Source organism: Bradyrhizobium jicamae, from assembly GCF_001440395.1.
Lineage (GTDB): Bacteria > Pseudomonadota > Alphaproteobacteria > Rhizobiales > Xanthobacteraceae > Bradyrhizobium > Bradyrhizobium jicamae.
Window position 1 is genome coordinate 1 of the sequence record NZ_LLXZ01000156.1, and the last position, 24,398, is coordinate 24,398.

28 protein-coding genes and 3 pseudogenes are annotated in these 24,398 nt (G+C 60.6%); 10 read left to right on the top strand and 21 right to left on the bottom strand.

The window, feature by feature from the left end:
- Positions 1-43: 43 nt before the first annotated feature.
- From CQ12_RS25225 to CQ12_RS25230, 4 genes are all read right to left on the bottom strand, one after another.
- Positions 44-298 (bottom strand): LysR family transcriptional regulator, encoded by a 255-nt coding sequence (locus tag CQ12_RS25225; RefSeq protein ID WP_245310140.1) that lies wholly within the window; start codon positions 296-298, stop codon positions 44-46.
- Positions 220-492: a hypothetical protein gene (locus tag CQ12_RS46660; protein ID WP_245310145.1), complete on the bottom strand. Its 273-nt coding sequence runs from the start codon at positions 490-492 to the stop codon at positions 220-222. The genes CQ12_RS25225 and CQ12_RS46660 overlap by 79 nt, the downstream gene beginning before the upstream one ends.
- Before the next feature lie 359 nt (positions 493-851).
- The gene (locus tag CQ12_RS44180; protein WP_157088489.1) at positions 852-995 is read right to left on the bottom strand and encodes a hypothetical protein; all 144 of its coding nucleotides are present in this window, start codon (positions 993-995) and stop codon (positions 852-854) included.
- Between the two features lie 233 nt (positions 996-1,228).
- On the bottom strand, positions 1,229-1,432 hold the full coding sequence (locus CQ12_RS25230) for a hypothetical protein (protein WP_057838096.1): 204 nt from the start codon (positions 1,430-1,432) through the stop codon (positions 1,229-1,231).
- A 278-nt stretch (positions 1,433-1,710) separates the two neighbouring features.
- Between CQ12_RS25230 and CQ12_RS25235 the strand changes: the two genes are divergently transcribed.
- The gene (locus tag CQ12_RS25235; RefSeq protein ID WP_057838097.1) at positions 1,711-1,950 is read left to right on the top strand and encodes a hypothetical protein; all 240 of its coding nucleotides are present in this window, start codon (positions 1,711-1,713) and stop codon (positions 1,948-1,950) included.
- 235 nt (positions 1,951-2,185) lie between these two features.
- Here the strand turns inward: CQ12_RS25235 and CQ12_RS25240 are convergent.
- The 5 genes and pseudogenes from CQ12_RS25240 to CQ12_RS46670 all read right to left on the bottom strand — a co-directional run bounded on the left by CQ12_RS25240 (position 2,186) and on the right by CQ12_RS46670 (position 4,845).
- Positions 2,186-2,646 (bottom strand): annotated as a pseudogene (locus tag CQ12_RS25240) (DUF2269 family protein).
- The gene (locus CQ12_RS47475; protein WP_347337445.1) at positions 2,646-3,083 is read right to left on the bottom strand and encodes a DoxX-like family protein; all 438 of its coding nucleotides are present in this window, start codon (positions 3,081-3,083) and stop codon (positions 2,646-2,648) included. The pseudogene CQ12_RS25240 and the gene CQ12_RS47475 overlap by 1 nt, the downstream one beginning before the upstream one ends.
- On the bottom strand, positions 3,002-3,919 hold the full coding sequence (locus CQ12_RS25245) for an NAD(P)H-binding protein (protein ID WP_347337446.1): 918 nt from the start codon (positions 3,917-3,919) through the stop codon (positions 3,002-3,004). The genes CQ12_RS47475 and CQ12_RS25245 overlap by 82 nt, the downstream gene beginning before the upstream one ends.
- Before the next feature lie 3 nt (positions 3,920-3,922).
- Complete coding sequence (locus CQ12_RS46665; RefSeq protein WP_245310129.1) at positions 3,923-4,261, bottom strand: hypothetical protein; 339 nt, start codon at positions 4,259-4,261, stop codon at positions 3,923-3,925.
- 8 nt (positions 4,262-4,269) lie between these two features.
- Entirely contained in the window at positions 4,270-4,845 is a 576-nt protein-coding gene (locus CQ12_RS46670; RefSeq protein WP_245310130.1) for a hypothetical protein, read from the bottom strand.
- Positions 4,846-5,278: 433 nt separating this feature from the next.
- Here CQ12_RS46670 and CQ12_RS25260 point away from each other — a divergent pair, with 433 nt between their 5' ends.
- Positions 5,279-6,547, top strand: coding sequence for a DUF892 family protein (locus CQ12_RS25260; RefSeq protein WP_057838008.1), 1,269 nt, complete (start codon positions 5,279-5,281; stop codon positions 6,545-6,547).
- A gap of 967 nt (positions 6,548-7,514) precedes the next feature.
- On the opposite strand, the gene CQ12_RS25265 is transcribed toward CQ12_RS25260, so the two are convergent.
- The 5 genes and pseudogenes from CQ12_RS25265 to CQ12_RS46675 all read right to left on the bottom strand — a co-directional run.
- A complete protein-coding gene (locus CQ12_RS25265; RefSeq protein ID WP_430642268.1) occupies positions 7,515-7,745 on the bottom strand; it encodes a hypothetical protein in 231 nt (76 codons plus the stop codon).
- 28 nt (positions 7,746-7,773) lie between these two features.
- Positions 7,774-8,094, bottom strand: a complete 321-nt coding sequence (locus CQ12_RS25270; RefSeq protein WP_057838009.1) for a hypothetical protein — start codon at positions 8,092-8,094, stop codon at positions 7,774-7,776.
- A gap of 72 nt (positions 8,095-8,166) precedes the next feature.
- Positions 8,167-8,625: a small heat shock protein HspD gene (gene hspD / locus CQ12_RS25275; protein WP_057838010.1), complete on the bottom strand. Its 459-nt coding sequence runs from the start codon at positions 8,623-8,625 to the stop codon at positions 8,167-8,169.
- A gap of 934 nt (positions 8,626-9,559) precedes the next feature.
- Positions 9,560-9,697 (bottom strand): hypothetical protein, encoded by a 138-nt coding sequence (locus tag CQ12_RS44185; protein WP_157088490.1) that lies wholly within the window; start codon positions 9,695-9,697, stop codon positions 9,560-9,562.
- Between the two features lie 296 nt (positions 9,698-9,993).
- Positions 9,994-10,147, bottom strand: a pseudogene (locus CQ12_RS46675) (dephospho-CoA kinase); the annotation flags it as partial.
- A 2-nt stretch (positions 10,148-10,149) separates the two neighbouring features.
- On the opposite strand from CQ12_RS46675, the pseudogene CQ12_RS42710 reads away from it, so the two are divergent.
- Both CQ12_RS42710 and CQ12_RS25285 read left to right on the top strand, forming a co-directional pair.
- A pseudogene (locus CQ12_RS42710) lies at positions 10,150-10,376 on the top strand (kinase/pyrophosphorylase); the annotation flags it as partial.
- 226 nt (positions 10,377-10,602) lie between these two features.
- The gene (locus CQ12_RS25285; protein WP_057838012.1) at positions 10,603-10,833 is read left to right on the top strand and encodes a hypothetical protein; all 231 of its coding nucleotides are present in this window, start codon (positions 10,603-10,605) and stop codon (positions 10,831-10,833) included.
- Positions 10,834-10,976: 143 nt separating this feature from the next.
- Here CQ12_RS25285 and CQ12_RS46680 read toward each other — a convergent pair whose 3' ends face one another.
- From CQ12_RS46680 to CQ12_RS25310, 5 genes are all read right to left on the bottom strand, one after another.
- Positions 10,977-11,603, bottom strand: coding sequence for a DUF4142 domain-containing protein (locus CQ12_RS46680; protein ID WP_057838013.1), 627 nt, complete (start codon positions 11,601-11,603; stop codon positions 10,977-10,979).
- Between the two features lie 609 nt (positions 11,604-12,212).
- Complete coding sequence (locus CQ12_RS47755) at positions 12,213-12,590, bottom strand: DUF6894 family protein (RefSeq protein ID WP_430642269.1); 378 nt, start codon at positions 12,588-12,590, stop codon at positions 12,213-12,215.
- Positions 12,591-13,581: 991 nt separating this feature from the next.
- A complete protein-coding gene (locus CQ12_RS25300; protein ID WP_057838015.1) occupies positions 13,582-15,348 on the bottom strand; it encodes an adenylate/guanylate cyclase domain-containing protein in 1,767 nt (588 codons plus the stop codon).
- A gap of 157 nt (positions 15,349-15,505) precedes the next feature.
- Positions 15,506-15,976 carry a hypothetical protein gene (locus tag CQ12_RS25305; protein WP_057838016.1) on the bottom strand — a complete coding sequence of 157 codons (471 nt, stop codon included), beginning with the start codon at positions 15,974-15,976 and terminating at the stop codon, positions 15,506-15,508.
- A gap of 67 nt (positions 15,977-16,043) precedes the next feature.
- Entirely contained in the window at positions 16,044-17,756 is a 1,713-nt protein-coding gene (locus CQ12_RS25310) for an FAD-dependent oxidoreductase (protein WP_057838017.1), read from the bottom strand.
- Between the two features lie 182 nt (positions 17,757-17,938).
- On the opposite strand from CQ12_RS25310, the gene CQ12_RS44190 reads away from it, so the two are divergent.
- Complete coding sequence (locus CQ12_RS44190; RefSeq protein ID WP_157088491.1) at positions 17,939-18,418, top strand: hypothetical protein; 480 nt, start codon at positions 17,939-17,941, stop codon at positions 18,416-18,418.
- Between the two features lie 423 nt (positions 18,419-18,841).
- Here the strand turns inward: CQ12_RS44190 and CQ12_RS25315 are convergent, their stop codons facing one another.
- Positions 18,842-19,333, bottom strand: coding sequence for a hypothetical protein (locus CQ12_RS25315; RefSeq protein WP_157088492.1), 492 nt, complete (start codon positions 19,331-19,333; stop codon positions 18,842-18,844).
- A gap of 240 nt (positions 19,334-19,573) precedes the next feature.
- Here CQ12_RS25315 and CQ12_RS25320 point away from each other — a divergent pair, with 240 nt between their 5' ends.
- The 4 genes from CQ12_RS25320 (at position 19,574) to CQ12_RS25335 (ending at position 22,881) form a co-directional block, all read left to right on the top strand.
- Positions 19,574-20,635 carry an amidohydrolase family protein gene (locus CQ12_RS25320; RefSeq protein WP_057838018.1) on the top strand — a complete coding sequence of 354 codons (1,062 nt, stop codon included), beginning with the start codon at positions 19,574-19,576 and terminating at the stop codon, positions 20,633-20,635.
- An 18-nt stretch (positions 20,636-20,653) separates the two neighbouring features.
- Entirely contained in the window at positions 20,654-21,766 is a 1,113-nt protein-coding gene (locus CQ12_RS25325; RefSeq protein ID WP_057838019.1) for an amidohydrolase family protein, read from the top strand.
- A gap of 29 nt (positions 21,767-21,795) precedes the next feature.
- A complete protein-coding gene (locus tag CQ12_RS25330) occupies positions 21,796-22,209 on the top strand; it encodes a Rieske (2Fe-2S) protein (RefSeq protein WP_057838020.1) in 414 nt (137 codons plus the stop codon).
- Positions 22,210-22,371: 162 nt separating this feature from the next.
- The gene (locus CQ12_RS25335; protein WP_057838021.1) at positions 22,372-22,881 is read left to right on the top strand and encodes a hypothetical protein; all 510 of its coding nucleotides are present in this window, start codon (positions 22,372-22,374) and stop codon (positions 22,879-22,881) included.
- A gap of 88 nt (positions 22,882-22,969) precedes the next feature.
- Here the strand turns inward: CQ12_RS25335 and CQ12_RS25340 are convergent, their stop codons facing one another.
- Positions 22,970-23,578: a TetR/AcrR family transcriptional regulator gene (locus CQ12_RS25340; protein WP_083519479.1), complete on the bottom strand. Its 609-nt coding sequence runs from the start codon at positions 23,576-23,578 to the stop codon at positions 22,970-22,972.
- A gap of 101 nt (positions 23,579-23,679) precedes the next feature.
- Between CQ12_RS25340 and CQ12_RS25345 the strand changes: the two genes are divergently transcribed.
- Positions 23,680-24,375 carry a PspA/IM30 family protein gene (locus tag CQ12_RS25345; RefSeq protein WP_057838022.1) on the top strand — a complete coding sequence of 232 codons (696 nt, stop codon included), beginning with the start codon at positions 23,680-23,682 and terminating at the stop codon, positions 24,373-24,375.
- Positions 24,376-24,398: the final 23 nt, after the last annotated feature.

Consider the following 24,398-nt stretch of genomic DNA (forward strand, 5'->3'; position numbering starts at 1 on the left):
CGTATAGAATCCCACAGACAGCCGCCCAGCCTCGCCGCGTCCGTTAGACTTGGCTGTACGTAACCAGCGCATCCATTTGTTCGAGAATCGACCGCGCCGTACGGAGAAAATCCCGGCCCGCCGACGTGGCGCAGACGCCGCCGCTCGATCGCTCGAACACAATCACGCCTATTGATTCCTCGAGTTCCCGAATGCCGCGGCTCAGAGTTGACTGCTGCGTCAACAACGCTTCTGCAGCCCGCCGGAAGCTTCCATACTCAGCGGAAACAACCGCATATCGGAGGTGTTGAAGGGGGATCGTTGCCGATTGATCGCGGAGAGATAAATATCTGTGGTCTTGTTCGTCGGCCATTCGCGACCATGGTGCTCTGAGAATGCAGGAGCATCGATAAGATATTCGGAATCGGGTGTTTTAATCGGCAGGCTGTGTTTTTTGTTGGGCCGATCCGTGCCCTGCCGTCGGCGTCCGGCAGGCGATGACGGAGGCGCCATCCCGGCCGCGTGTCGCCCGGGTAGCGCACGCTTCTCTCAGATCGTCGGATAAGCGACTTCGCGTTATGCTGCGCGTGGCGAATGCACCTCGTCGCGCCCATAGCGACGGGTGACGTTGGCGGAGCACTTCGGCTTCAATTGAAGGTACATTCGTTAACTTCGCCACATCGCTCCATGCCTTCAAGTCCTCCTTGATGCGGTCGGTAAATTCGGCTGGCGAACTGCTTACCGCATCCGTTGCCAGGACCGCAGCTTTTCGAAGGATCGTTGATGCGAAGTCTGGACTGCCCTCAATACCAGATTAGCGGCAGGCGACGAAGTTGGTCAGCTTGGGGCCATGGGCGGAATCCTGATAAAGACTATCGTCCCTGGCCGCTCGTGGCACTGTTGCTGTCGTCGGCGGTCAGATTTCTAGTCACGCCCATGTCGTTGAGCCCTACCCAAAGACTCATCGAAATCAGCGCCGCGAACGTGAAGGCCATAATGGCATAGACCTTTTTCATGCGCATGAACCTAGATCACAAGCGATAATTGTGTGATGGACTGTTTATCGTCCGGAGGAGAGACGCTTCACCACTCGCGCGCCGCATCGAAGATCCGCCCGGCCGCTCGTCCATTAGTTGCTTCGTCCACTCGATAGCTTGCTCGTCCGTATAGCACGCAAACGCGCGGCACAGCGTGAATTGCCCGTCTGCACCGACAAAGTACGCCTGATACTTGACCACCCAAAACTCCGTTACTTGGTAGGCTGCAACGGTGGCGAGCGAAGCAATTCGCTCATATGAGTGGCAGTCTCGTTCTGTCTGATCCTGCTCATGACATGCCGCCTGTCGGGTCCGGACGGCAGCACCTTAGCTTGCTCGAGTAGTTGCGCTGTGTCTTGGGCAAGACGCTCCTCAAGGGATTGAGTTTGCTTGAAACGGCGACGCTTGATGATCATGCCCAGCTCCACTATTGGATGATGGCGGGAGCCTTCTTTGCTTCTCATCTCGGATGAATGCAGCGAGGCCCCGCGGTGATGGTTCGACGGTATCCAGCCATGCACGCCAGGTCCGTCCGGCAGGCGACTCAATCAAATAAATCTTAATGCGCGCAATGAGTTAGCAGCCGTTTATACGGCTTTAGCGGCTGAGCACCTTAAGCCTCCTAATTAGTTAGGAACGTTATTGATGCATTGTACTTCTAGTGAGTAAGTTTTTGCACACGCAGGAGAGGACAATGGGTGTGCTCAACCGAGAGATACGCCTTCAGATCATGTTGAAATCAGCCGAATTGAAGCTGGTCGACAATTGGCGATTCTTGAAGCGCATGCCGAGCCGCGCGTCAGCGGTGCGAGAATTACTCAAGCGTGGATTGGTGGCAGAGGGCTTCGAAGAGGCCGAAGAAGGCGCTCACTCAAAAGATTTCGGCTTAAGCTCGGAAGTAGCCAGGCCCAAAAACCGCTCTCGAGTAAATTAACGCCTCCCACAGCAGATCAGGCGCTTTGCCGTGATCCGCCGCACAGCTGTGTGGTCTGCCGCGGTATCGTTTCTTGCGGCGGAGACGGAGCCCCTTCCGGTGATTATGACGGATGCGCATTTGGTCGCAGGCGCAGGCTCTGGTCCGTAAAAGGTCAAAGCGGTAAGGCTGAGATTTATCGCACTTTTCCGGCTTGCGCCTCAAAGGCGACGAGACGGGTTTATGAGTACGCGCCCTAATCCCAGTATGGAATAGGTGGTCGGGCGATCATCAGCCAGAAGATTGCCAGCACCGCCGCGAACGCCGGAAATCCGAAAGCGAACCACCAGCGGAAAAGACGGTGGTACTCGGCAGGCAGCTTGGCGTTCGTCTCGACCGCACGAACGGCAAGATCACGCATCTGCATCTGCATCCACACCACTGGCAGCCAGAAGGCGCCGGTCACCACATAGAGTGCGATGGATGCTGCAATCCATCCGTCGCGAAGAGAATACCCGCTCGACCAGGCGAGCCAGGTGCCGGTGATCGGCTGAAGGGTCACGGCACTCGCTGTAAACAGGAAATCGGCCAGCACGACCGTCCGCTGCGCGGATCGCCGCGCAGATGCGCCACCAGCATGAAGAAGGCGATGCCCGCGCTCCCGAGCAGGACGGCGGCGCCGATGATATGTACCATCTTGAGAAGGAAGAAGAACATCAACGATCGTCCCGGATCGCCATGGCGACCAAATTGAGCATCAACACCGGCCAGATCTTCAGCATCGGTCCGAGCGGATCGGCCCACAGCCGCGGCACCAGTGTCGTGCCGATCACGACATAGGTCAGCGAGATGATCAGCGCTGCCCAGAGGCCATAGCGGCTCGCGGGACGCCAAAGAATGGCGAGGCCGATGACGATGTCGGCGAGGGCACCCGCGATCACGGTGAGCGCAGCGAATGTTTCTCCCAGTCCGCCTTCCCGGACATAGGACATGCCGATCTCCCAGCCTGGCCCCAGGGAGATGATGCCCGTGACGATCCAGAACAATCCCAAAACGCCAAATATTAACGGCTTCAGCGCGTATAGCTGCGCAAACCAGCGTTCCTGCACCGAGGCCGGCTCGCTGGCGAGCGCGGCTGCAAGATCGCGTGGCACGACGCCGGTCGCCTGACGCCAGGGTCCGGGATCGCCGGTCGCACCGCGCCGCATTTCCGCCTGCGCCGTCGAATTGACGGGCGTGCGCCAGCCGAGCCTTTGCGCCACGTCTCCTGCACGATAAACGCCAGGGCCGCCCACGCGGGCAGGTGCAGACGGTGGGCGGGTCGCCAGCGCAGCCAGCGGCGAAACAGCGCGACGGCATCGCTGAATGCCATCTGCCGCGGACCGGCGAGATCCAGCGCGATGCGTGAAGGCGCGCCCGGTTGCAGAAAGAATAGAACCGTTTCGACGACGTCGTCGAGATACACCGGTTGAATGGCCGCCGTGTCGGGCATGTCAGGCAGCGCTGGTAGTGACGCAAGCCCGCGCAACAGCGCGCTGCCACCATAGGCGGGCCGGCCCACCACGACGGAAGGCCGCAGCACGACCCAATCAAGATTCCGCGCCATCAAGGCGGCTTCGCCTTCCTGCTTTGTCCGGGAGAAATCGCTGCGCGCATCGCGGTCGGTGCCAATCGCCGAGAACAGGATCACGCGGCGGATACCAGCGCTTTCGCAGGCCGAATAGAGCGTCGCGCTACCGGCGACATGAACGCCTTGCATGTCCTGTCCCTGCAGGGCGCCCGCTGCATTGATGACGGCATCGACACCAGCAAGAATGCCCTTCCATCTCGAAGCATCGGTCGTCCGTGCCATATCGAACACGATGTGATGCGTACCAGGCGTAGCTGTGGGATGACGCGACACCAACACGCATTCATGCCCTTCGGCGGACAGCCTTGCACTAATCGCCGAGCCGATAAGGCCAGTGCGGCCAACGAGAAGGATACGCAACGACTACTCCTTCCTTCGGAGGCCGCGGTATCGCAGACCGCGGATCAATTCCTCGAGGTACCGCAGAACCTCGAACAGGGCAGTCAATGCCAGCATCGTTACAATGTAAGTCAGGGGTAGCGGCGATTGCTTGAGCCTGAATGAAAAGTCGGGCGTTCCATAGCCGAATAATGCTGCAAATGCCGGCCAGTGAAGCGCGATGACGAGCAACAATCCGGTTAAGGGAAGCATCTCGAGAACGCTGTGCACGTGCTGCTCGGTTGGCGAAACTTCACGCCTTGTCGACGCGTAGCTGACGTCCCAGATGGCCGTGGCTTCATGCAAGACCAAAAACACCATCATCACGAGAATCACACCCGAAGTGATTTCGAGGAAAATGCAGCCAGCACCGGAACGGCCATTTCGGCAAATTGGGCGAGATGCAGAACCGACTCTTTCCAGCCGCTGGTCTTTTCGATGTGGGTTGCGCGATGGCAGAGGTAATCGGAAAAGCCGGCGGCCAGCCAAAGCGGAAGGACAAAATACATCAACATCGCCCTCAGGACCTCCACGGGCCCCATGTCAGGTCTCCATGGCAAAATGCGCCGACGGATAAAGCGGGGTGGCTGCGATCGTTCCTTGAGACGGAACTGGTGCGCTCGGAGCAGGGCGGGCGTCAGGAACGTATGCAAGCGCTTTGCACTTGTCGTCGCGATCGAATTGAACTCAGGCCAGTCATGAAACCCGTGCAATTGTTGGCTTCCACTCTCGTGACCGGCAGCGTAGCCAGCGTCGTTTCGACTGCCACGCTCGCCGCCCTGGCGAAAATGGAAGGGAAAGGAGCCGCGCAACCTGTGAACTCGACCAGCCATTGGCTTCACGGCGAGAATGCCGCTGACGTTAGCGGGGTCGATGCTGCACATACCGGGGTAGGACTCGCCACCCATCACGCATCAGCCCTGTTCTGGGCACTGCCGTTTGAGACTTGGCTAGCGTCTCATCAGCCTCGGTCATCGATCGAACTGGTACGAGACGCTGCTGTCATGTCGGCGATCGCAGCGATCGTCGATTATGGCATAACCCCAAAACGACTGACTCCTGGCTGACGTTGTCCAAGAAATCGATGGTCGGGGCTTTTGCAGGCCTTGCGCTGGGTCTTGCTGCAGGAGCGCTCGTGTCGCGGAGGATTCGTCTGCAGGTCTGGTGTACCGATTGCTCTCGAAAATTTTCCCTCCATAGCGGCCCCAGCTTAAGTATCCGGCGTCGTAACTTTAGTCCGCGTCTGATTGAGAGACCCGGCAAAGTGCTCAGCCTAAGTTAGGAACCAAGCTCGCAGCCTGCAGTTCGGGAGTCATCACGCCCAACCCCCGAGGTCCCGTCATGTATCATCACGTCAAGAAACTAATGTTCACGGTTCGTGTCGACGAGCCGGACCCGCGTTTTGGCAATATGCTCCTTGAGCAGTTCGGCGGCGCCAATGGGGAGCTTGCTGCCGCGATGCAGTATTCGATACAGGGGCTCAATTGTGAGGATCCGGACCGCAAGGACCTGCTGATGGACATCGGCACCGAAGAACTGAGCCACCTCGAGGTGGTAGGCACGCTTGCGCGCATGCACCTCAAGCCTGCGAAGTTCGACCGCCAGGCAGCTGAAGCCGATCCGCTGATTGCAATCGCTGGAGGGGGCGGGGTGAATTTATTCAATTCGCAGGGTAATGCATGGACGGCCGACTACCTCAAGATAACCGGCGAGTTAGACGTCGACTTGCGCAGCAACATCGCCGCCGAGGCGCGTGCGAAGATAGTATACGAACGGTTGATTAATTTCTGCGACGACGCCGGCAGCAAGGATGCCTTGCAATTCCTCATGACCCGGGAAATCACCCACATGAAGGCGTTCTCGCTGGCGCTCCAAAGCATGAGCAAGCCCGCCTTCAGCATCGGTCGCATCGCTCCAACCCCGGGTCTGGTAGATCAGTTCTTCAATGATTCAACCGGGACTGGCGAACATGGCGAGATCGATACCCGCGGTCCCTGGAACGAGGGTAACGGCTGGGTATTCACCGATTCCCCGGCTATTCAGGCCGATCTCGGCGCCGCTGGCGTAATTGTGACGGAGAGCTCGCCGCCGACCGATGAGGCGGGCTTGAACGATCTGCTGATCGATGAACTACGCGACATACTTCATGCCGAAAAGCAACTGACCAAGGCCCTGCCAAAAATGGCTGAAGCGGCGCGGTTCGATCAGCTGCGCGAGCTGTTCGAGCAGCATTTGGTCGAGACTGAAAACCAGGTCGAGCGTATCAATGAATGCTTCGAATTGCTCGGCAAGACGGCCCGCCCGAAACCGTGCAAGGGGATGATGGGGCTGGTCGAGGAAGGTGAGGAGGTCATGGCCGAAGGCGAGGAAAAGGAAGACGCCGCGGCGGACCTCGCGCTGATCGGGGCGGCGCAGCGCGTAGAACATTATGAGATGTCGGCCTACACGACGGCAAAAAACCTCGCCCAGCAACTGCGCCACAGCGCAGTCGTCGCCTTGTTGTCAAAGTCACTGGCCGAAGAAGAGAATTCGGATCAGCTCCTGAATCAGGTGGCGCGATCGCTAATGTCGGTGGCGAAGATGCCGGCTGCTGTCGAGCAAGCGGAATAGGAAGCTGCTGCACTCGTTCTGTCTACGGGACTGAACGAGTGCTGGCCGCTTTGATGTATTGGAGCAAAACGCTCGAGAGCGTTGCTATGGGATCCTATGCGCAATGTGTGCACCCTGACCTCACGACAGCTAAGTCCCTCTTACGGGGCTAGGGCACGTGGATATGCCCTATACACGACGAAGCTCGCGGGGCGGACCACGTGTTCGCGGGCCAATGACCGCAGTTGTCGGAGGCGAAACGCGTCGGCTCTTTTTGACTAGCTGGCGTTGGCTGACTAGCTGACGTTGGCGGAATCGCGCCTGTTGGTCCGCGTAACTATTTCGGCAATCCCTTCTGCTGGCTTTGAGGCGTAGGTTGCCTGGCGATTTCCGGCATCGTATCCCGGCCTTGATCGCCATTATCGTCCCGGCCGCCCGAAGTAGCGTTGCCGCTGCCGCTGGCGTTATTTGTGGACCTGCCTCGCGCCGCCGGGTCTGCATTTGGATGAGCGGAGCTGGCAGCCGGATCTCCAGTAACCGAGCCACGGCCTGACGGATTTCCCTGCGCATAGACGCTCGCGCCGGACATCCTTGATGCAACGTGAGATGAGCCCCGACCGCAAACGGCAGTAAGCGGCCGAGATCCATCTCAATAGGGTGCATGCCCGTAAGGCATGCCGTTTGGAAACAAGAGGGGGGTGATTGGTTGCTAGGCGCATAGAGCTTAGCCCAATTTCAAGGAGGTCGAACGCCGCTTTCGCAAACTCTGTGCATACGTTCGACGGAGAAAGCAGGTTCTCTTTGCAGCCGGTTTACGCAGCTCGTTGCGCACCGCGTGACTGCCCCTTTAGATAGGTATCGCGCCTCGCTCTCCTCGTCCATGCGGTTTTGGAAGCGCTGGCGTTCCATCTCAGAGCTCGCCTAGTGCCGCAACTAGCCATATTGGTTCATAACATTCTCACGTCCGCGGATAACGAAAGCATCCAACTCAAACATGGCGGCTCTCTTGGTCGGTCTCCGCAGCTTCGCGACGTCCCGCAGGCAGGCTAAACGAAAACGTCTCTTGGGAAAGGGCATCTATGGAAGCCTGCTCCTCACCTAGCCGGCGCTCAATGTAGGCACGCTCAAGATCCGAAAGCCGAGTTGCGAGCAGCCTGCGGTACCGATGCACATTGTTGCGATGAGCCCGCAAGCGAGCCAAATTTTCGTCGATCATCATCGGTTTCTCCTGATAATCAATCCAAGCTTCAGGCGGCGATGGCACGTTCGATCGATCGCAACCGATTAGGCTTTCCGCCGGGAGGGTTACGAGGACCACCATCCAGTTCGCAAAGGGCCTCCATGATCTCGTCGATTGAGACGGGCCGCTTCAGTCCGGCAGGCGAGCGCATCGACGGGCAGGACGCCATCGCAGACGCGTCCGAAGCCCATGAGGCGAGAATCGCTCGCTTCTCGCCCGCCGTAAGGCCGGAATGGCGCAGAACATCCTTCGGATGCTCGAAGACAGTGCCGGGGTGAAGAATCGCGTTGAAGTCAAAGACGTTGTCGTCGGCGGTCGTCGGCCGCATTTTTCCCTCCTTTGATTGACGATAAAAGCAGGCAGCCGCGCGACGAATCGCGCGGCGCCGACGAAGCTAAGCCTAGGCGGCTTTGGCTTCCAGCTGCTTCTGTACGCTGTCCGCCGACACACCGTTGATCGCGATGCGGCGCGGCTTCATGGCTTCCGGGATTTCCCGTACCAGCTCAATCTTGAGAAGGCCGTTATCGAACCCGGCGCCCTTGACCTGCACGTAATCTGCGAGGCTGAACTGGCGCTTGAAGTGTCGGGTAGAGATACCCCGGTAAAGGAAGTCGCCCTCGGCGTTGTCGGATTTGCTGCCTTCGATGGTGACCACGTTCTGTTCGGCTGTGATCGAAATATCGTCGGGCGCGAAACCCGCGACCGCCAACGAGATCTGGTAGCGATCTTCGGCCAGCCGTTCGATGTTGTAGGGCGGGTAATTATCTTCACCCTCTCGCTTGGCCAGTTCTGCTAGGTCAAAGAGGCGGTCGAAACCGATGGTCGAGCGCCACAGGGGAGAGAAGTCATAAGTGCGCATAGCCAAATCCTCCAAAGAGCAAGATGGTTACGAGCGGCACCGGACGCGACCGGTGCCCGTCTCCTAGGTCCGGGCCCATCAGGCGCCCGAACGCCACCGTCCGGTGACGACAAAAAAATTAGCAAAGTCGTTTCTGGTTTCAAGGGGGCCCACAAAAATTTTCGGCTTAGGCGAAGCGCAAGTTCGGCTGCCATGGCGGTATCGGCGCCACCGGGCGCATGGCTCTTATGGCCCGCGACCGCGGCCCGGCTTACCCAATGCACGTCGTTGAGCCGAAGGGGTGAGACAGCGAAACGATCGATGCCCGCTTCGAAGCCTGGAACGGCAGTGGTCGCAGCGATTAAGTCCCCAGAGGAAGGCGGGAGCGCGACCGAGCGACCTCATCACCGATAGAAGCCAAGGGCCGGGCGGTGATGGAGGACTGGAAGGTGTTCTGGCTGTGAGTCGTCTACGGTCCGGGCACGCCGTCAAAGCGTGGTCGCGGAGAGGGTGCTAGGCGGCGCCGGTCATGATGAAGCACTGGATAGCAGATGTTGTGGCCTGCGCCGAGGGCGCCGAGGTCAGCGTGAATGCAGCGCGGAAGCTGAAGCAACACGGGATACCGCTGCGGAGCGAACCTGTCCTAGCTCTTGAAGGGGCAAATGGAACGCTTAAGAGGATCAAGTTTAAGAACGGGCCCAATCTGAATCGGGCAGGTCAGTTCTTCTCAACCGGTTGTCGTCAGAGGGCCTGTCTCAACGCCTTGGTTGCACGCGGGATGCAAAAGGCGGAGTCATTACAGACCCCGAGACCGAGGAAACCAGCGTCCCGGGCGTATCTCTCTTACGACTTAACCTCATCCTTCGGAAGTTAGCGCCAGATGCCGAGCACGTTAATCAGAAGGAGAATGACATTCTGGATAATGAGCGATGCATTGTTTTCCACTAGCCGTCAATCAACCAGGCGATGAGCCTACGATGAAAATAACAAAGCCGGTGACGGTAACGCGAGCATTCCAGTTAGCGGCCACGAGCGCTGCGGCGAGTACCGTCGTCGCCGCCGAAAATGTTCTCAAAATCGTGAGGTCTTCCATCCCGTTTCCCTCACAAGGTATGACGTCCGCGCGGCGGTCATGTTATTTGAAGCGCCAGGCTTCGAGAATCGTTTCCGTCGAGACGCATTTCACCTGCTGACGTAACCGGTTCTCATAGACATTCATCATTGCGTCGTGGGATTTCGCGATGCGTATTATCAGCGAAGGTAAGCAGTTCGCTCTCGCTGCATTCGAGATAGTGCTCTAGACACAGTTTCGATCGTCTAGCCGAGAAGTCACCGAGGGTGCTGGGGCGAGAGATTGGCCTGTGTTTATGCGCGAAAGCAAAGCCGAAGGTGAACGATTCCCTCGAGCTGCTTGATGGCGGCGGGATCGTGCACCACCTTGGCGGACAATTTAGCGCGGTCGACCTTGCCGCCCAAATGCCGCTTCGATCGCCGGCGCCGCTTCGCTTTCATAGATTTTGTGAACGGCGGCATCGGCGTCGTGCCAAGTGCAGGGACATCAACATCACGAGCCTCTCTATCATTGGCCGGTGATGCAATTGTTCGGGGCTTATCTCGGCGCGGCAACGACGGGCAACAGGGTAGGGGCCCAGCACGTTCTGAACGCGGAATATTTCAAGCGCATCGATGCGTTGAACTACATCATGATGCATGATGACGGACAGCATGTCGAAGGCCTGGAGGAGGCCGAAGTGGTCCTGGTCGGTGTGTCTCCCGCACCCCTAAGACGGAATCCTGATATTAGGGTACCAACTTCGTTGTGAGTTTAGTTCCGGCTGTTTCCCAAATGGTTGTACCAAGGGACAATGGACACCAACTGCTTCGGTTCAGCGCGAGGCGTTACAACCGACGCAAATCAAGCGGCCAGTCCTAAGATCGATTCTTAGGAACACTCAACACAGATTCGACTTCTATACTCGTATGTGAGGAGCCCGGAGCATGCGATTGGCTGAGGCCCTGGAGCGACTGCATACGGCCCGCCGGTTCGTTGCGCAGGGCGAAAAGGATCTGCGCTATCAACGCAAGCTGGTCGAAAGGTTAGAGCAGCGAGGCCGCAACTCTCTTATCGCGCTCGAGCTCCTTGAGAGAATCCAGGCCATGCAGGACGAGTACTTGGCGCATGAGGAACGAGTTTCTCATCAAGTGATGAGCATTCTGAGAGCTGAGTAAGGGCCGATCAATCCTCTCCAAGCTTGGCACCGGCTGGCGTGAAGGTTACGAAGGTACCAGACCCGTGCATTACCAGCAGCCACGCTCGATAGCGAGCTTCATGCCGGGCGCCATATTCGGCCGAGCTGCTGCTAATGAGGACGTTAGCGTAGATCGAGGGGGCTGTGCGCAGAGTGTGACCGGCTGAAGGCCGAGCAGGCTGGTCCGACCAAGGGGCGCGTACTCGGCGGCCGGAGTTGGTGATGCACGACCAACTGGTACGGCAACAAAGCTGAAAAGGCCCCAGCTATTAAGTCGGATAGCTGGGGCTGCCAGCCCCAAATCTTTCTTCCACCGGGCGCTTCGGACCAAAAACCGGAAGCCATAAACAGACTCCGCTGGCGGCGCTTGTTCCTCAGCAGTGCTCGTTCTCCTGGTGCTTCCTCAAAGATCGCTCGCGAGTATCCGAACGTGAAACGGCCCCAGCCTGTGGGGCAGAAAAGCTGGGGCCGTCGACACTGCGTCCTTGTGCCCGCTGAGCTGATCGCTGTCATAGCGCGAGCTAAGTCCGCACCCTTGAGCGATTTCAACTTGTCGATTTTGCTCTGTAGCGAGCCATCGAGCTCGGTCGGCAGCGTCACCTTTAGTTCCGCGTCCGAGACCATGGACTTCAAATCGTTTGTCGTCGTCTCGTGATCCTTACATAGCGACTTTTCGGCGGCGTTGCCTCGCTCCTCGGCAAGCTTGCTGGATTGGATTTCGAACATGTCACTGATGGCGGCCTGCTGCACCAAATCTTCCGTTGCCGGACTAATCCCAAGGGGTTGAGTTGATGCCGGTCTTCTCCCGCCCTCTCAATAACTGGGGCTGTCGCTCCAATGCACCAAGTCAGGGGGTGCCGATGACCGGCGCCTGTATCAGCGTCCTTGCCGTTCCCAAAAGGAAGGGTCCGCCGATTTCACGCTTCCGGACCATTTCGCTCCGTTTAACGGAGGATCACGAACAGCACGGCCGAGATCAGGAAGATCAGCCAGACGAGCGACATCACGAAGAAGACCTTGTCCCGCGCCATGGAACCGACGTTAGCAAGCCTCATGGCGAGCCATTGATGTAGATCAAGCTCGAAGCGCTGGGTGGAGGGATTTCAGTGGGTGTCGATCGGCGCTGAGCGTCTTACGGCCACAGCAAGCCCCGCTGTGGCCGTTTGATTGCCCACAAAATCAAGCCCGCCGAAAAGGCCCCAATTGGACAGCTGGGGCCGCCAATCCCGATTTTTCTTCCGGCAAGGTTCTTCGGGAGCAAAAATCGGAAGCTTTGAAGACTCCCCCAGCAGGCGGATGTTCCTAGTCGCTTGCCACTTTTCCCCGAATCGGCTTCGGTTGAAGAGGGCCGCCGGTATCCTAATAAGGAACGGCCCCAGCTTGTGAGGCAGAACGCTGGGCCCAATGCGCCAGGCGGCGGGTGTGGCGCCTAGGTAATTCGAGGAGCTTGGACTCGTTCCTAAAGTGGTATGGGCTTACGCCGCCTGAGGGCCTAATTCTTCTTGCGATTGCAAACGTGAACTTCACCTCAAGTACAGGGCAGTAATCGTCCCGCACCTCGATCGCCATCCGGTGGTGTCTGTTGCGATCGCTGGTCCTGCGGACTTCATCCCAGGCCACGCCCGCCAAGGATCGCGCGGCCTCTTCCTGTACGGCTTGCATATCTCTCAGCCACATTCCCTCTTCATCAACTGCAAGATCGTTCTCGTCTCGAATGTCAAAATAGTAGCGGGGCATGGCCGTCTTGCTGCTTACTTCTACCTTCCGTCCCTTTCGATCCGCTCGAGCAACGCTCGCGAATCGTCGATCGCGGCGAGCGCGGACTCGAGGGACGCGGAATTCTCCGCGGCCCTTCCAAATTAAGTCCAGGAACGCTTAATCCGAGCCGGCCCCTTTCATGAGTTCTGCTTCCAAGCTTGGTAGCGTTCAGGCGTGTGCTTATCCTTCTCCCGCAGGAAAGGGGCTAGGGAACAAACACGAGGGAAGACATTCGTCCGGCGCGAACGGGCATAAGCCGCCAACGAGACGGCCTTACCGTTGTTGGTCTAGGTGAAGCTTAGCCTTTTCGTCTTCCATATCCTTGATTAGCTCGTTGAGCCGATCAATCGTTGGCCGGTCGTTGATCGATGACACGACTCTGCGATAGCGCTCAATCTTCTTTTCTAGCCCTTGGCACTTGTCGCACATTCCATGTCCTGTCTGTCAGGCGTACAGCATGAACAACCTGTCCTTGCTAGAAGTGTGCAAAAGTGAACTTAGGCCTCTCTCGGTTCCAAATCCACCCACTGAGGGCGGAAACAGGCCAGTTGCATCACCGGGCGCGATCCCAAAATGCGGTGCTCCCGTGTGAAGGCTGATAAGGATCTGCGCCGCCGGGGAAATTAGCGTAGAAGCCAACTTCGACAGCCGCTGCCCGTCAACAGCACGTCAACAGCAAATAGCGTTTCGTTCCGATCTTGTTCTTACTCTGTCTGCTCATCTACGGGCCTTTTCGCTTTGATTTTGCGCGAGAATTTGCGCTCCGTACTACCTTGACATGGTAGGGGTCACAGGTTCGATCCCTGTCGTGCCCACCAGCCTTCACTTGCTTCGCAAGCTACGGCTCGGCAAGCCAGACTCTGTTCCATCATAGCGAAGCAAGCGAAGGCTGCCTCGCCGAAGCCATTCGGCGAAGGCGGGCTCGTGCCGCAAGCTACGTTCAAAATTATCATTTCGATCGCGGCCAAACTCACGCCGGTAGCCCCGCCTTGAGCAGCCCCGCCTCATGGCGCGCACGGTCGGCCGCCTGCTTGTAGTGCTGGGTGGCGAGATAGGCGGCCACCGAGAAGCCCGGCTCGAGCTTGACGACCTCGGCGGCATGGGCGGCAGCCGCAACGCCGTCGCCCATCTGCGCGAAGATGGCGGCGAGGAAGGCGTGATGGGTGAAGTCGGGCCGCGTGATCCGCGCGAACGCCTCGGCGGCCTCGGCAAATTTCTCCGCGCAATAATATGCGCGGCCGAGGTGGTTCCAGAAGCGTTCGGGGTGGAAGGGATTGAGGCGCATCGCCTTCCTGATCCAGTCGATCCCTTCCTCGGGCCGCCCCACCCAGGTCAGAAACTCACCCTGCTGCACCACGACGAGATCATAGTTGGGATTGAGCGTGAGTGCCCGCTCCTGATGGTAGGCCGCCCTGTCGTGATCGTCGCGCGTCAGGTTCACCGCGGCCAGGATGCGGTGAACGTCGCTGTCATTGTCATCGAGTGCGAGCGCGAGCTGCAGCTCGGCGGCCACCTGCTGGAAGGTGGCGTCGCGATTTTCGCACCATCCATAGGTCCAGGTCTGGCCCAGCACGCACGCCTTCCAGGCATGCGCGTGCGCATAATTCAGATCGAGCGCGATGGCGCGGTCGAGCAACGCCTGCGCCTCGGCATTGGCCTCGCGCTGCGAGCGGTGATGCAGCACCTTGGCGGCGAGCACGCACTCATAGGCCGCCATGTTGTCCGGTCGTTGACGCTTCGCGCGCTCCTGCGTGGCGGCCTCGACCCGGCCAGGAAGCGTACTGACGATGGCGCCGGTGACCTCGTCCTGAATCGCAAAGATATCCTCGAGCTTGCGGTCGTAGCGTTCGGCCCAGACGTGCCGGTCGGTCTGCGCGTCGATCAGCTGCACCGTGACGCGGACGCGATCGCCGACCTTGCGTACGCTGCCTTCGAGGACGTATTCGACGTCGAGCTCGCGCGCGACCTCCTGCACCTTCACCGCCTTGCCCTTGTGCACGAAGGCCGAATTGCGCGAGATGATGAGCAGGTCGTGGAAGCGCGACAGCTCGGTGATGATGTCCTCGGTGAGGCCATCCGCGAAGAATTCCTGTTCCGGATCGCCGCTCATGTTGACCAGCGGCAGCACGACGATGGACGGTTTTCGGGTCGTGGTCGTCGCCGCCGCGCCGTCCTTGCCGCTCACGGGCGCCTCGGCGGCATCCGGCTTCAGCCGGACCCGAAAGACGTGAATCGGACGGCTGATGTTCTTGACGGTCTGGTTGCCGATATCCACAAAGACGATATCGTCCAGTCGGTCGCCGAGCTGATCGCGCACGGCAGCCGAGACGCAAATTCCGCCGGGATCGGCGAGCACTTCGAGACGCGCCGCGACGTTGACGCCGTCGCCGAAGATATCGTTCTCCTCGATCAGCACGTCGCCGAGATTGATGCCGATGCGAAACTGGATCCATCGCGCCGGCAACACGTCGGCATTGCGTCGCGCCATCCGGCGCTGAATTTCTGCGGCGCACGATACCGCGTCGACGACGCTGTGAAACTCCACCAGCATGCCGTCGCCGGTGGTCTTGATGATGCGGCCCCGGTTCTTGGCGATCGACGGATCGATCAGCTCGAGCCGATGGGTCTTGAGGCGCGCGAGCGTACCCGCCTCGTCGACCTCCATCAGCCGGCTGTAGCCGACCATGTCGGCGGCAAGGACTGCAGCGAGCCTTCGCTCGGGTCCGGGCGCGTTCATTTTTTCCTCGCTGGCAGGCACTCTAGCAGATTTGCCGCGCCGGCCAAGGTTGGGCCCCTGGCGCCGGCTGCAAGCATCAGGAGTACCCATTCCAAATTGCAATGATGAGGTCTTAAAGGTGAGGGTGGTCTACGCGGACGCGAAGGGAGCGTGGATGCTAGTTCCTCAGCGTGTGGCTTATCCGGGTCACCACGTCGTCCCACTGGCGCTTCTCGGCGGCGGGATAATTGATCATGACGCAGTTCATGGCGCCGTTGCCGCGGTTGCAGCGGTTGTACCAGACGCGGTCCTTGCGAATGCTGGAGACGACAAAGAAGTCCGCCGTGATCCGCTTGTAGATGATGCCGGCCGGTGGGTTTTGCTTGGCGAGGAACATGGCTGGGGAGTCGTTGTCGGGATTGGGAACGGACTGCACCGTCAAATCCGCGCGGCGGTCTTCGGTGAAAAATCGCCGCCCGGTTCCGCCCTCAGGCGGTCCGGCGTCGCTGGTGAAGATCGAGACCGGCATGTCGACGCTGGTCCCGGTGCTCGCGATCACATATGGCCGCCATTCCGTGTTCGCGGCGACGGCGAGCGTTGGAACGAAACTCAAAGCAACGAGGGCAGCGTAAAAGTGCGGCGCAGGCATGGAACGATCTCCGGCTCGATTCGAGACAATCGAATCCATCGACGATCGTTCCAGCTTGCGGACATTTCTAGGGCGCAGCCGCGTCTGCGATATGTTTCCCCGCGATATATCCGAACGTCAGCGCGGGCCCCAGCGTGATCCCGGCGCCGGGATAGTTGCCGCCCATGATGCTCGCCATGTCGTTGCCGGCGGCATAGAGGCCGGCGATGGGCTGGCCGTCGGCATCGAGCGCGCGGGCATGCGCGTCGGTTTTGATGCCGGCATAGGTGCCGAGATCGCCGATCACCAGCTTGATGGCATAGAACGGACCGTCCTTGATCGGCGCGACGCACGGGTTCGGGCCGTGCAGTGCATCGCCCTGGTAGCGGTTATACGCGCGCGAGCCCTTGCCGAATGAAGGATCGCGGCCTTCCGCGGCTGACGTGTTGAACTCGGCGATGGTTGCCTCCAGCCCGTGGCGGTCGATGCCGGTACGGTCGGCGAGTTCGGCAAGCGTGGTGCCGCGCTTGAGATAGCCGGTGGCGAGATGATGGCGCAGCGGCATCGGAAACGGCGGCACGCATCCGAGGCCGTATTTTCGCAAGGCGTGGTGATCGCACAGGAGAAACGCCGTGATCTCGTCGCCGGGTTTTGCCGCCTTCACCATCGCCTGCACGAAATCGTGATAGGAGTTGCCCTCATTGGCAAAGCGCTTGCCGTTGCGCATCACGGCGATGACGCCGGGTTTGGCGCGGTCGATGAAATGCGGCATCACGCCCTTGGAGCCGTCCTTGCGTTCGGTGATCGACACCGGCACCCAGGCCGCAGCATTCGGCAGCGTGTCCTCGATGCGGCCGCCCGCCGTCTCTGCCAATCGCAATCCGTCGCCGGTGTTGCCGACGGGGCCGGGCGAGAAATGCGCGGTGCCGTCGCCCGCGTGCGGAAACATCGTCTTGCGCCGTGCGACGTCGTGCGGGAAGCCGCCGCACGCCAGCACGACGCCGCGTCTCGCATTGACGCGGATCAGCTTGCCGTGACGTTCGACGACCGCGCCGCGCACCGCGCCATCCTCGACGATCAGTTCGTGCACCGGCGACGACAGCCACAGTGGTATCTTCAGGTCGAACGCGGATTTCGCGAGCCGCCCCGCGAGCGCATTGCCGTTGGTCAGCGTCATGCCGCGGCCGTGGCGCATCACGTCCATCGCATGCTTCGACAGGCGCTTTGCTACGTAAATCGCCGAGGTCAGCGATTTGGTCGCGCGCATGAAATGGACGATGTCCTTGCCGGAGCCCAGCATCATGCCGAACACCGTGAGTTCGGGCAGGGGGCCGCCGATATCCTTGATGTGCTCGCCGAGTTCGCGGCCATTGAACGGCCGCGCCACCATCGAGCGGCCGCCCTGTGCGCCGCCGGGCGCTTCAGCGTGATAGTCCGGAAAGGTCAGCGGCATGTCGAACCGCACCGCCGTCTTGCTGGTGAAGAAATCGACGGCCTTCGGCCCTTCGCTCAGGAACGCGTCAACCCGCGCGGCATCGAAACTGTTGCCGGCCTCATGCCGCAGATAGGTTTTTGCCTGGTCTGGACCCTCCTCGATGCCCCACGCTTTCGCCAGCGAGGTACCGGGAATCCACAGCCAGCCGCCGGAGCGCGCGGTGGTGCCGCCAAAGCGCGGCTCCTTCTCGACGACGAGAACGTTGAGGCCGTGATGCCCGGCAGTGACCGCCGCCGACAGGCCGCCGCATCCCGAACCGACCACCAGCGCGTCGCATTCGTAAGTTTCCTGTTCGTTGCCTGCCACGCGATACGCCTCATTCTCGTTTCAACGCAGGCATTTGGGTGGGGATCGAGCGGCCTGTCAATCGCGCGGCTACTCCCTTCTCACACGGGATCCGGATGATCTAGATCAAAGTGGTGGCTCGGATGCGAAATAGGCTGGCAAACGGGGGCAGACATTTAAAACGAATTCAGGAGGGGAATGCCATGCACAGGTATGCATTAGCCTTGCTCATCGTTGCTTCTCCGTTTTCTGCATTCGCGGCCGAATTGCCAAAGGAAGGCAGCTTCGATTTCAATTCCTGCTGGTCCGGCGTTAGTAACGTGATCACGTTCTCCAAGACCCACACGGCAAACAGTTATGAAATGACGGGCACTACCCGCAGCAATCCTCCCGGAGGCATATTTGATAAGAGCACTTTTCGCTGCGTAGGGATGAATGCCTCGCTTGATGGGAAGATCACAGGGTCCAACGTATGTGAGTCAATCGATGTAGACGGCGAAAAGCGACTTACATCTTTTTCGACTGCGGATGGAAAGGTTACTAGGACGAATATTGCAGGAACTGGAAAATACGATGGCATGATCACAGAAGGCACCGTCGAGCTCCTCGGGCCGTTTCCGGTCATCAAGGAGGGAATGTTTCAGGGCTGCAATCATCAGACCGGCAAGTATAAGCTGAAGTAACACCAGCTTTGAGAGTTAGCCGTCGCTTGTGAATCCAAGCGGCGGCTTTCTTCGTTTCGCCTTGAGGATGTGACCGTCTTCGCCCGGCCTGCGACCGGGTGAGCCGCCCAACGGCAAAAGGGCCGCGCATCAGCGCGGCCCTCCGCCAGCCCCAAATTGCTCGGGGTGAAAACCCGCGCTGGGTAGACAACACTACAGTCGGTTCGTTGGGTTGAGGTAGCCCGTACGACTACGGTCGCGGACCCCAGGGCAGCGCATCATACGGAGCAGCAGGGATCGGGGAAGCGGGCGATCCTTTGGATGTCGTAGAGGAAATTTGGCCTCTAGCCCACGAACAAAGCATTATGCTTTGATTGGACATGGCAACAGACGCGGTCCTGACGCATCGGCTCTGGCAGAGCGCCGCCGAAGAAGAACCGGCCGCTAATTCCCCGTTTCGAACGTACAATCGGCGCCGCCGCCCGCCTTTTTCCTGATCTCGGCTGGATCCAGCGTGCAGTTCAGTTTCGAAATGCTTTCGAACACCGATCCGGCGGCGCCGTCGGGCGGCACGCCGGCCATGGCTTCGGTGGCGAAGATCTCGCTCGCGCGCCGTCCGGTGATGGTCTGCTTGGCGCCCTTGAAGGTCAGTTCGCAGGAGCGCGCGGTGATGTCGACATTGCTGACGCGGCAGACGATCTTGTCCGCGGTGACCGAAATCTTCTTGGCGTAGCGCCCGCCCGACTGTCCGACGAAGAGCGCCGAGACAGCTTCCCGTTCATCCGAGGTCAACAGCGGTGAATAGAGCGCCACCACGCCGGCGAGCGCCAGTGCGGCCTGTCCATTGGCTGTCGCGGGGGCGGCCGATGCGGTCGACGTGCCGCATGCGAGAAGCGAGACGGCGAGAGCCGCCAGCCTGCCGAATTTGATCTTCATTTTCTTCTTCCCCCAATCGCCGCGCCCATTGCGCGGACATTTGGATAGGGATGGCTTTGTCTGTCAATCGCGCGCCGTTCCCTTCTCCCACAAGGGGGAGAAGGGAAAGCGCGCCGTGCATCCAGGGCAGGGCGGCCCTCCCGTAAAGCGCTTGCGCGGCTCTGCCATCGGCGGCACAGTTGCGGGCGCGGCACGAAGACCGCCAAGAAACCGGCAAGAAACAGCATCCGAGGAACCTCCATGGCGGCCACGCGGATCGACTGCGATATCCATCCCGCGGTGGGCGGCACCCGCACCACGCTGCTGCCCTATCTGGACGATCACTGGAAAGAGCAGGTGGTCAGTCGCGCCATCGACGGCCTCGATCTCAATTCCTATCCGCCCAACATGCCGTTCAGCGGCCGCGCCGATTGGCGCTCGGCCAATGGCAAGCCGGGCAGCGACCTCAAGATGGTGCAGCGCGGCGCGTTCGACCAGCTCGGGTCGAGCCACGCCATCTGCAACGTCGTCTATGGCGCGCAGGCGGTGTTCGATTCCTACATGGCGGCGGGCTTCTGCAAGGCGATCAACGACTGGATCGCGGCCGAATGGCTGTCGAAGGATAAGCGGCTGAGCGCATCGATCGTCGTGCCGATGCAGGCGCCGGATCTGGCGGTGGAGGAAATCGAGCGCAGGGCCGGCGACAACCGCTTCGTCTCCGTGCTGGTGCTGGCGCAGGGCGAGACGCTGCTCGGACGCCGGCATTACTGGCCGGTGTGGCAGGCGGCCGCAAAGCACAGGCTGCCGGTCGCGATCCATGCCGGCAGCGCCTATCGCACCGCGCCGAGCTCGATCGGCTGGCCGTCCTATCGCTACGAATATTATCTCGCCGAAGCGCAGGCGTTTCAGGCCCAGCTCCTGAGCCTGATCTACGAGGGCGTGTTCGGCAAATTCCCCGATCTCAAGGTCGTGCTGATGGAGTCGGGCGTGAGCTGGCTGCCGGCCTTCATGTGGCGCGCCAACAAGACCTGGCGCGGCGTGCGCGTCGAGGTGCCCTGGGTCGAGCGCGAGCCGGCCGCGATCATTCGCGACCATGTCCGCGTCACCATGCAGCCGTTCGATGGCCCGCCGGATGCCGCAGGCGTTGCCGACGTCATCGAACAGATCGGCTCCGACAAGATGTTCCTGTTCGCATCCGACTATCCGCACTGGCAGTTCGACGGCGATGACCCGATGCCGCCGCATCTGCCTGAAAGCATTGCCTCGCGCATGTGTGCGGATAATCCGCTTGAGACCTTTCCGCGGCTGAAGCTCGCTGCGTAGTTTTGCAAGGAGGATCGCATGAGTGACGTCATCGACCGCCCCATCCTCGCCGAGGAAGTCGCCGCCCAGAGCCGGCTGCGCATCATCGATTGCGATGTGCATCCGAGCATTCACGCGCATGCCGACATCGAGCAGTTCCTTCCAAAGCGCTGGCAGGAGCATTTGCGCACCTATGGCAGCCATCTGCGCACGCCTTACATCGGCACCACGCCCTATCCGCGTTCCTCGCCGCTGATCGCGCGGCGCGACGCCTGGCCGCCGACCGGCGGGCCTCCGGGCTCCGATCTCGATTTCATGCGCAAGCAGCATCTCGATCCCCTCGATATCGAGTACGGCATCTTGCAGGTGCTCGATCTCTTCATCTTCTCGCAGCAGAATCTCGAATTCGGCGCTGCGATCCAGCGCGCCATCAACGACTGGCAGCTTGCGTTCTGGTCCGACCGCGACCCGCGGCTGAAAGCCTCGATCCTCGCCGGGCAGGACGACACGGCGTTCGCGATCGCCGAGATCGAGCGCTGCGCCAAAATCGGCCGCTATGTGCAGATCAATGTCTGCCCGCGCGCCAACGAGCCGCTCGGCCGCCGCCGCTATTGGCCGATCTATGCCCGCGCGCAGGAGCTTGGCCTGCCGCTTGGCATCCACGTCGGCGGCTATGGCGGCCATGCGCCGACCGGCGGCGGCTGGCCGTCCTATTATGTCGAGGAGCACCAGTCGAACGCGCACACCATGGCGGCGCAGCTTACCAGCCTCGTGCTCGAAGGCGTGCCCGAGCGCTTCCCGAATCTGAAGATCGTCTTCATCGAGGGCAGCTTCGGCTGGATCCCGTCGGCCACCTGGCGGATGGACCGGCACTTCGAGGCGTTCCGCAGCGAGGTGCCGCATCTCAAGCGGCGGCCCTCCGAATATGTGAAGGAGCATTTCTGGTTCACGACGCAGCCGATCGACGAGCCCGACGAGGCGAAACATCTGCGCTCGCTGATCGAATGGGTCGGCGTCGATCGCCTGCTGTTCTCGTCGGATTACCCGCATTGGGATTTCGACGATCCGCGCTATGCCTTCAAGACGCCGCTGACCGAGACCGAGCGCCGAAAGATCTTCAACGGCAATGCGCGTGCGCTCTACAGGCTCTGAGTAACGACAGGATCAAACGACAGGATCACATGGCCCGCCACATCGTCGCCCGAACGTCAGAGATTCCGCCCGGCGGCAACAAGGTGTTCGGTGTCGAGGGCCGCGACATCGTCGTGTTCCACGTCAATGGCGAGTTCTTCGCGCTGCTCAATCGCTGCCCGCATGAGGGTGCGCCGCTGGAGAAGGCCGCCTGCGTCGCACGGCTGACCTCGCCGGAGCCCGGCGTCTACCAGCGCTCGCGCGTCGGCGAGTTGTTGCGCTGCCCTTGGCACGGCTGGGAATTCGACATGCGCAACGGGCAGTCGTATTTCGATCCGAAGCGCGTGAAGGTGCGCTCGTATCCGGTGGCGGTCGAAAGCGGCGAGGAATTGCAGAAGGGACCGTACGTGGCCGAGACGTTCCCGGTGCATGTCGAGGACAGCTACGTCATCATCGAGACGTGATGGTCCGTAGGGTGGGCAAAGGCGCATTTGCGCCGTGCCCACCGTCGAACACTCCGCTCGTGATGGTGGGCACGCTTCCGCCTTCGCTCGTTGAGCTACGGCGGACAAGTCGCTCTGCCCACCCTACGATTCTGGGAGGCGAATTATGACCCATCGCATGTTGTGCCGGCCCCCCTGAAGGTTCTCGCCTGGCTCGTCGGCTTGCTGTGTCTGGCGGCGGCGGGAACTGACGTCGCGCATGCCTGCACCTGCGATTCAATCTCGCCTGCCCAAGGCTTTGCACGCACGCAATACGTCTTCATCGGCAAGGTGACGGAAGTGAAGGACCATACCTGGACCGTCGACGTCGATCGCGTCTGGAAGGGGGCCGACAAACTCGCCGCCCGCGTCAGGCTGCTGGACGTCTACAAGGACATGGATTGCGAGTTCTACTTCGAGCCGGGCCGCGACTACCTCTTCTTCGCGATCGTGGCGAAGAGCAGCCGCTACGTGTTCTATCAACCCGAGGTGTGCAATCTGACCAGCGCATTGCGCTCGAAGCGTGTCGCCGGCCCGCACGGCGAGGTCTGGCTGGAAGATTTGATCGTGGAGAATTACGGCCCGGGCGAGCCGCCGAGAGCCGAGGATCCATGGAAGCGCCTGCCGGAGCACGACCGCGATACTCGAGACTGACCGGTGGGCAAAGGCGCACTTGTGCCCACCATCTTTCCGCATTATCAGCTTGAATGGTGGGCACGCTGGCGCTTTGCCCACCCTACGACTAATCAGACTTCCCCGTCAGCCCGTCGACCATCGCGCGCACGATGGCTGCGATCTCTTCGCGTAGCGCCTCGACCGGCACCGCGATCAGCTTCTGTTCGAGCCCGAGCAGCACCATGCCGTGCACTGCGGAGAACAGGCTACGTGCCGTGACGCCCAACTCGGCCGGCGTTCGCTTCGGAAACAGCTCGGCGAGCGGGTGATAGATGTGGCGGAACAGATTCATCTGCTCGCTGATCGCCCATTCCGGCACCGGCTTGCCCGGCGCCATCCGATGCTCGAACAGCGCACGCCAGAGTTCGAGATTTTCGGCGGCGAAATCGCAATAGGCGACGGCGATGCGCACCAGCGTTTCGCGAGGCGAGGCGGGGCCGTCGCCTTCGGCTGATGTGAGCGCGGCGTCGAGCCGCGCCAGCGTGCGCGATCCCACCCGCAGGATCAGTTCGTCCACGTCCTCGACGAGATTGTAGACCGCGCCGTTGGCGACGCCGATGTCCCGGGCCAGATCGCGGGTTTTTAGACCGGCCAATCCGCCTGCGGCAATCCGTCGCTCCCCCGCCAGAATCAGGGATTCCCGATGAATGGCTCGTCTTTCCAATGCTTTAGACATCTTTCACCTAACTTGAGCAACGCTCAAAATAATTCTTGAGCAATGCTCACGATATGCTACAAGTGACTCATGAGCAGTGCTCATAACACAGGGAGCTACCGATGTTCAAAACTGTTTTGACGCTTTTCCGGGGCAGCGTGGCTGTTGCGGGGGAAGAACTGGAAGACCGCGCGGCGCTGCTCATTCTCGATCAGCAGATGCGCGATGCGGCGGCCGCCGTCGAACGTTCCAAGCGCTCGCTGGCGCTGGCAATCGCCGGCGACCAGCAGGAAGGCCGCCGCCTCGACGCCACCAATGCCCGGATCGCCGATCTCGAGGTTCGCGCCACTGCCGCGCTCGATGGCGGCCGGGAAGATCTCGCCCGCGAGGCGGCGCAGGCGATCGCCAACCTCGAAGCCGACCGCGATGCCGCGATGACCGCGCGCACGCTGTTCGCGACCGAAATCGCGCGCATGAAGCGCCAGGTCAGCACTGCCGAAGCGCGGATCACCGAGCTCGAGCGCGGCCGTCGCATCGCCCGTGCGGCCGAAGCGGTTCGCAATCTTCGCAGGGGCGGCATCGAAGCGGCACGTCCTTATGAATCCACGCTGCCGGAAGCGGAGAACACGCTGAAGCGCCTGCGCGAGCGGCAGATCGAGGCCCAGGCTGCCGCCGACGCTTTTATCGAACTCGACGCCGCCAGCGGTCCGCTGGCGACCGCCGAAAAGCTCGCCGAACAGGGCTTTGGCCCCCGGCTGAAATCAACCGCGGACGATGTGCTGGCGCGGCTGAACGCCAAACGCACGCAGGCTGCCTGACACTGAACCCGATCGATTAAAAC

Bases quoted from the DNA above. Each gene is read 5' to 3' on its own strand.
- CQ12_RS25345 (WP_057838022.1), top strand. From the start codon at position 23,680: ATGTTCAAAACTGTTTTGACGCTTTTCCGGGGCAGCGTGGCTGTTGCG.
- CQ12_RS46670 (WP_245310130.1), bottom strand. From the start codon at position 4,845: ATGGGTGGCGAGTCCTACCCCGGTATGTGCAGCATCGACCCCGCTAAC.
- CQ12_RS25235 (WP_057838097.1), top strand. From the start codon at position 1,711: ATGGGTGTGCTCAACCGAGAGATACGCCTTCAGATCATGTTGAAATCA.
- CQ12_RS25340 (WP_083519479.1), bottom strand. From the start codon at position 23,578: ATGTCTAAAGCATTGGAAAGACGAGCCATTCATCGGGAATCCCTGATT.
- CQ12_RS25230 (WP_057838096.1), bottom strand. From the start codon at position 1,432: ATGATCATCAAGCGTCGCCGTTTCAAGCAAACTCAATCCCTTGAGGAG.
- CQ12_RS25305 (WP_057838016.1), bottom strand. From the start codon at position 15,976: ATGCCTGCGCCGCACTTTTACGCTGCCCTCGTTGCTTTGAGTTTCGTT.
- CQ12_RS25270 (WP_057838009.1), bottom strand. From the start codon at position 8,094: ATGCGGCCGACGACCGCCGACGACAACGTCTTTGACTTCAACGCGATT.
- CQ12_RS25315 (WP_157088492.1), bottom strand. From the start codon at position 19,333: ATGAAGATCAAATTCGGCAGGCTGGCGGCTCTCGCCGTCTCGCTTCTC.
- CQ12_RS25320 (WP_057838018.1), top strand. From the start codon at position 19,574: ATGGCGGCCACGCGGATCGACTGCGATATCCATCCCGCGGTGGGCGGC.
- CQ12_RS25260 (WP_057838008.1), top strand. From the start codon at position 5,279: ATGTATCATCACGTCAAGAAACTAATGTTCACGGTTCGTGTCGACGAG.
- CQ12_RS25300 (WP_057838015.1), bottom strand. From the start codon at position 15,348: ATGAACGCGCCCGGACCCGAGCGAAGGCTCGCTGCAGTCCTTGCCGCC.
- CQ12_RS46660 (WP_245310145.1), bottom strand. From the start codon at position 492: ATGGCGCCTCCGTCATCGCCTGCCGGACGCCGACGGCAGGGCACGGAT.
- hspD (WP_057838010.1), bottom strand. From the start codon at position 8,625: ATGCGCACTTATGACTTCTCTCCCCTGTGGCGCTCGACCATCGGTTTC.
- CQ12_RS25325 (WP_057838019.1), top strand. From the start codon at position 20,654: ATGAGTGACGTCATCGACCGCCCCATCCTCGCCGAGGAAGTCGCCGCC.
- CQ12_RS47755 (WP_430642269.1), bottom strand. From the start codon at position 12,590: ATGCCCCGCTACTATTTTGACATTCGAGACGAGAACGATCTTGCAGTT.
- CQ12_RS44180 (WP_157088489.1), bottom strand. From the start codon at position 995: ATGAAAAAGGTCTATGCCATTATGGCCTTCACGTTCGCGGCGCTGATT.
- CQ12_RS25330 (WP_057838020.1), top strand. From the start codon at position 21,796: ATGGCCCGCCACATCGTCGCCCGAACGTCAGAGATTCCGCCCGGCGGC.
- CQ12_RS46665 (WP_245310129.1), bottom strand. From the start codon at position 4,261: ATGATGGTGTTTTTGGTCTTGCATGAAGCCACGGCCATCTGGGACGTC.
- CQ12_RS25265 (WP_430642268.1), bottom strand. From the start codon at position 7,745: ATGATGATCGACGAAAATTTGGCTCGCTTGCGGGCTCATCGCAACAAT.
- CQ12_RS44190 (WP_157088491.1), top strand. From the start codon at position 17,939: ATGCACAGGTATGCATTAGCCTTGCTCATCGTTGCTTCTCCGTTTTCT.
- CQ12_RS25285 (WP_057838012.1), top strand. From the start codon at position 10,603: ATGCGATTGGCTGAGGCCCTGGAGCGACTGCATACGGCCCGCCGGTTC.
- CQ12_RS44185 (WP_157088490.1), bottom strand. From the start codon at position 9,697: ATGGAAGACCTCACGATTTTGAGAACATTTTCGGCGGCGACGACGGTA.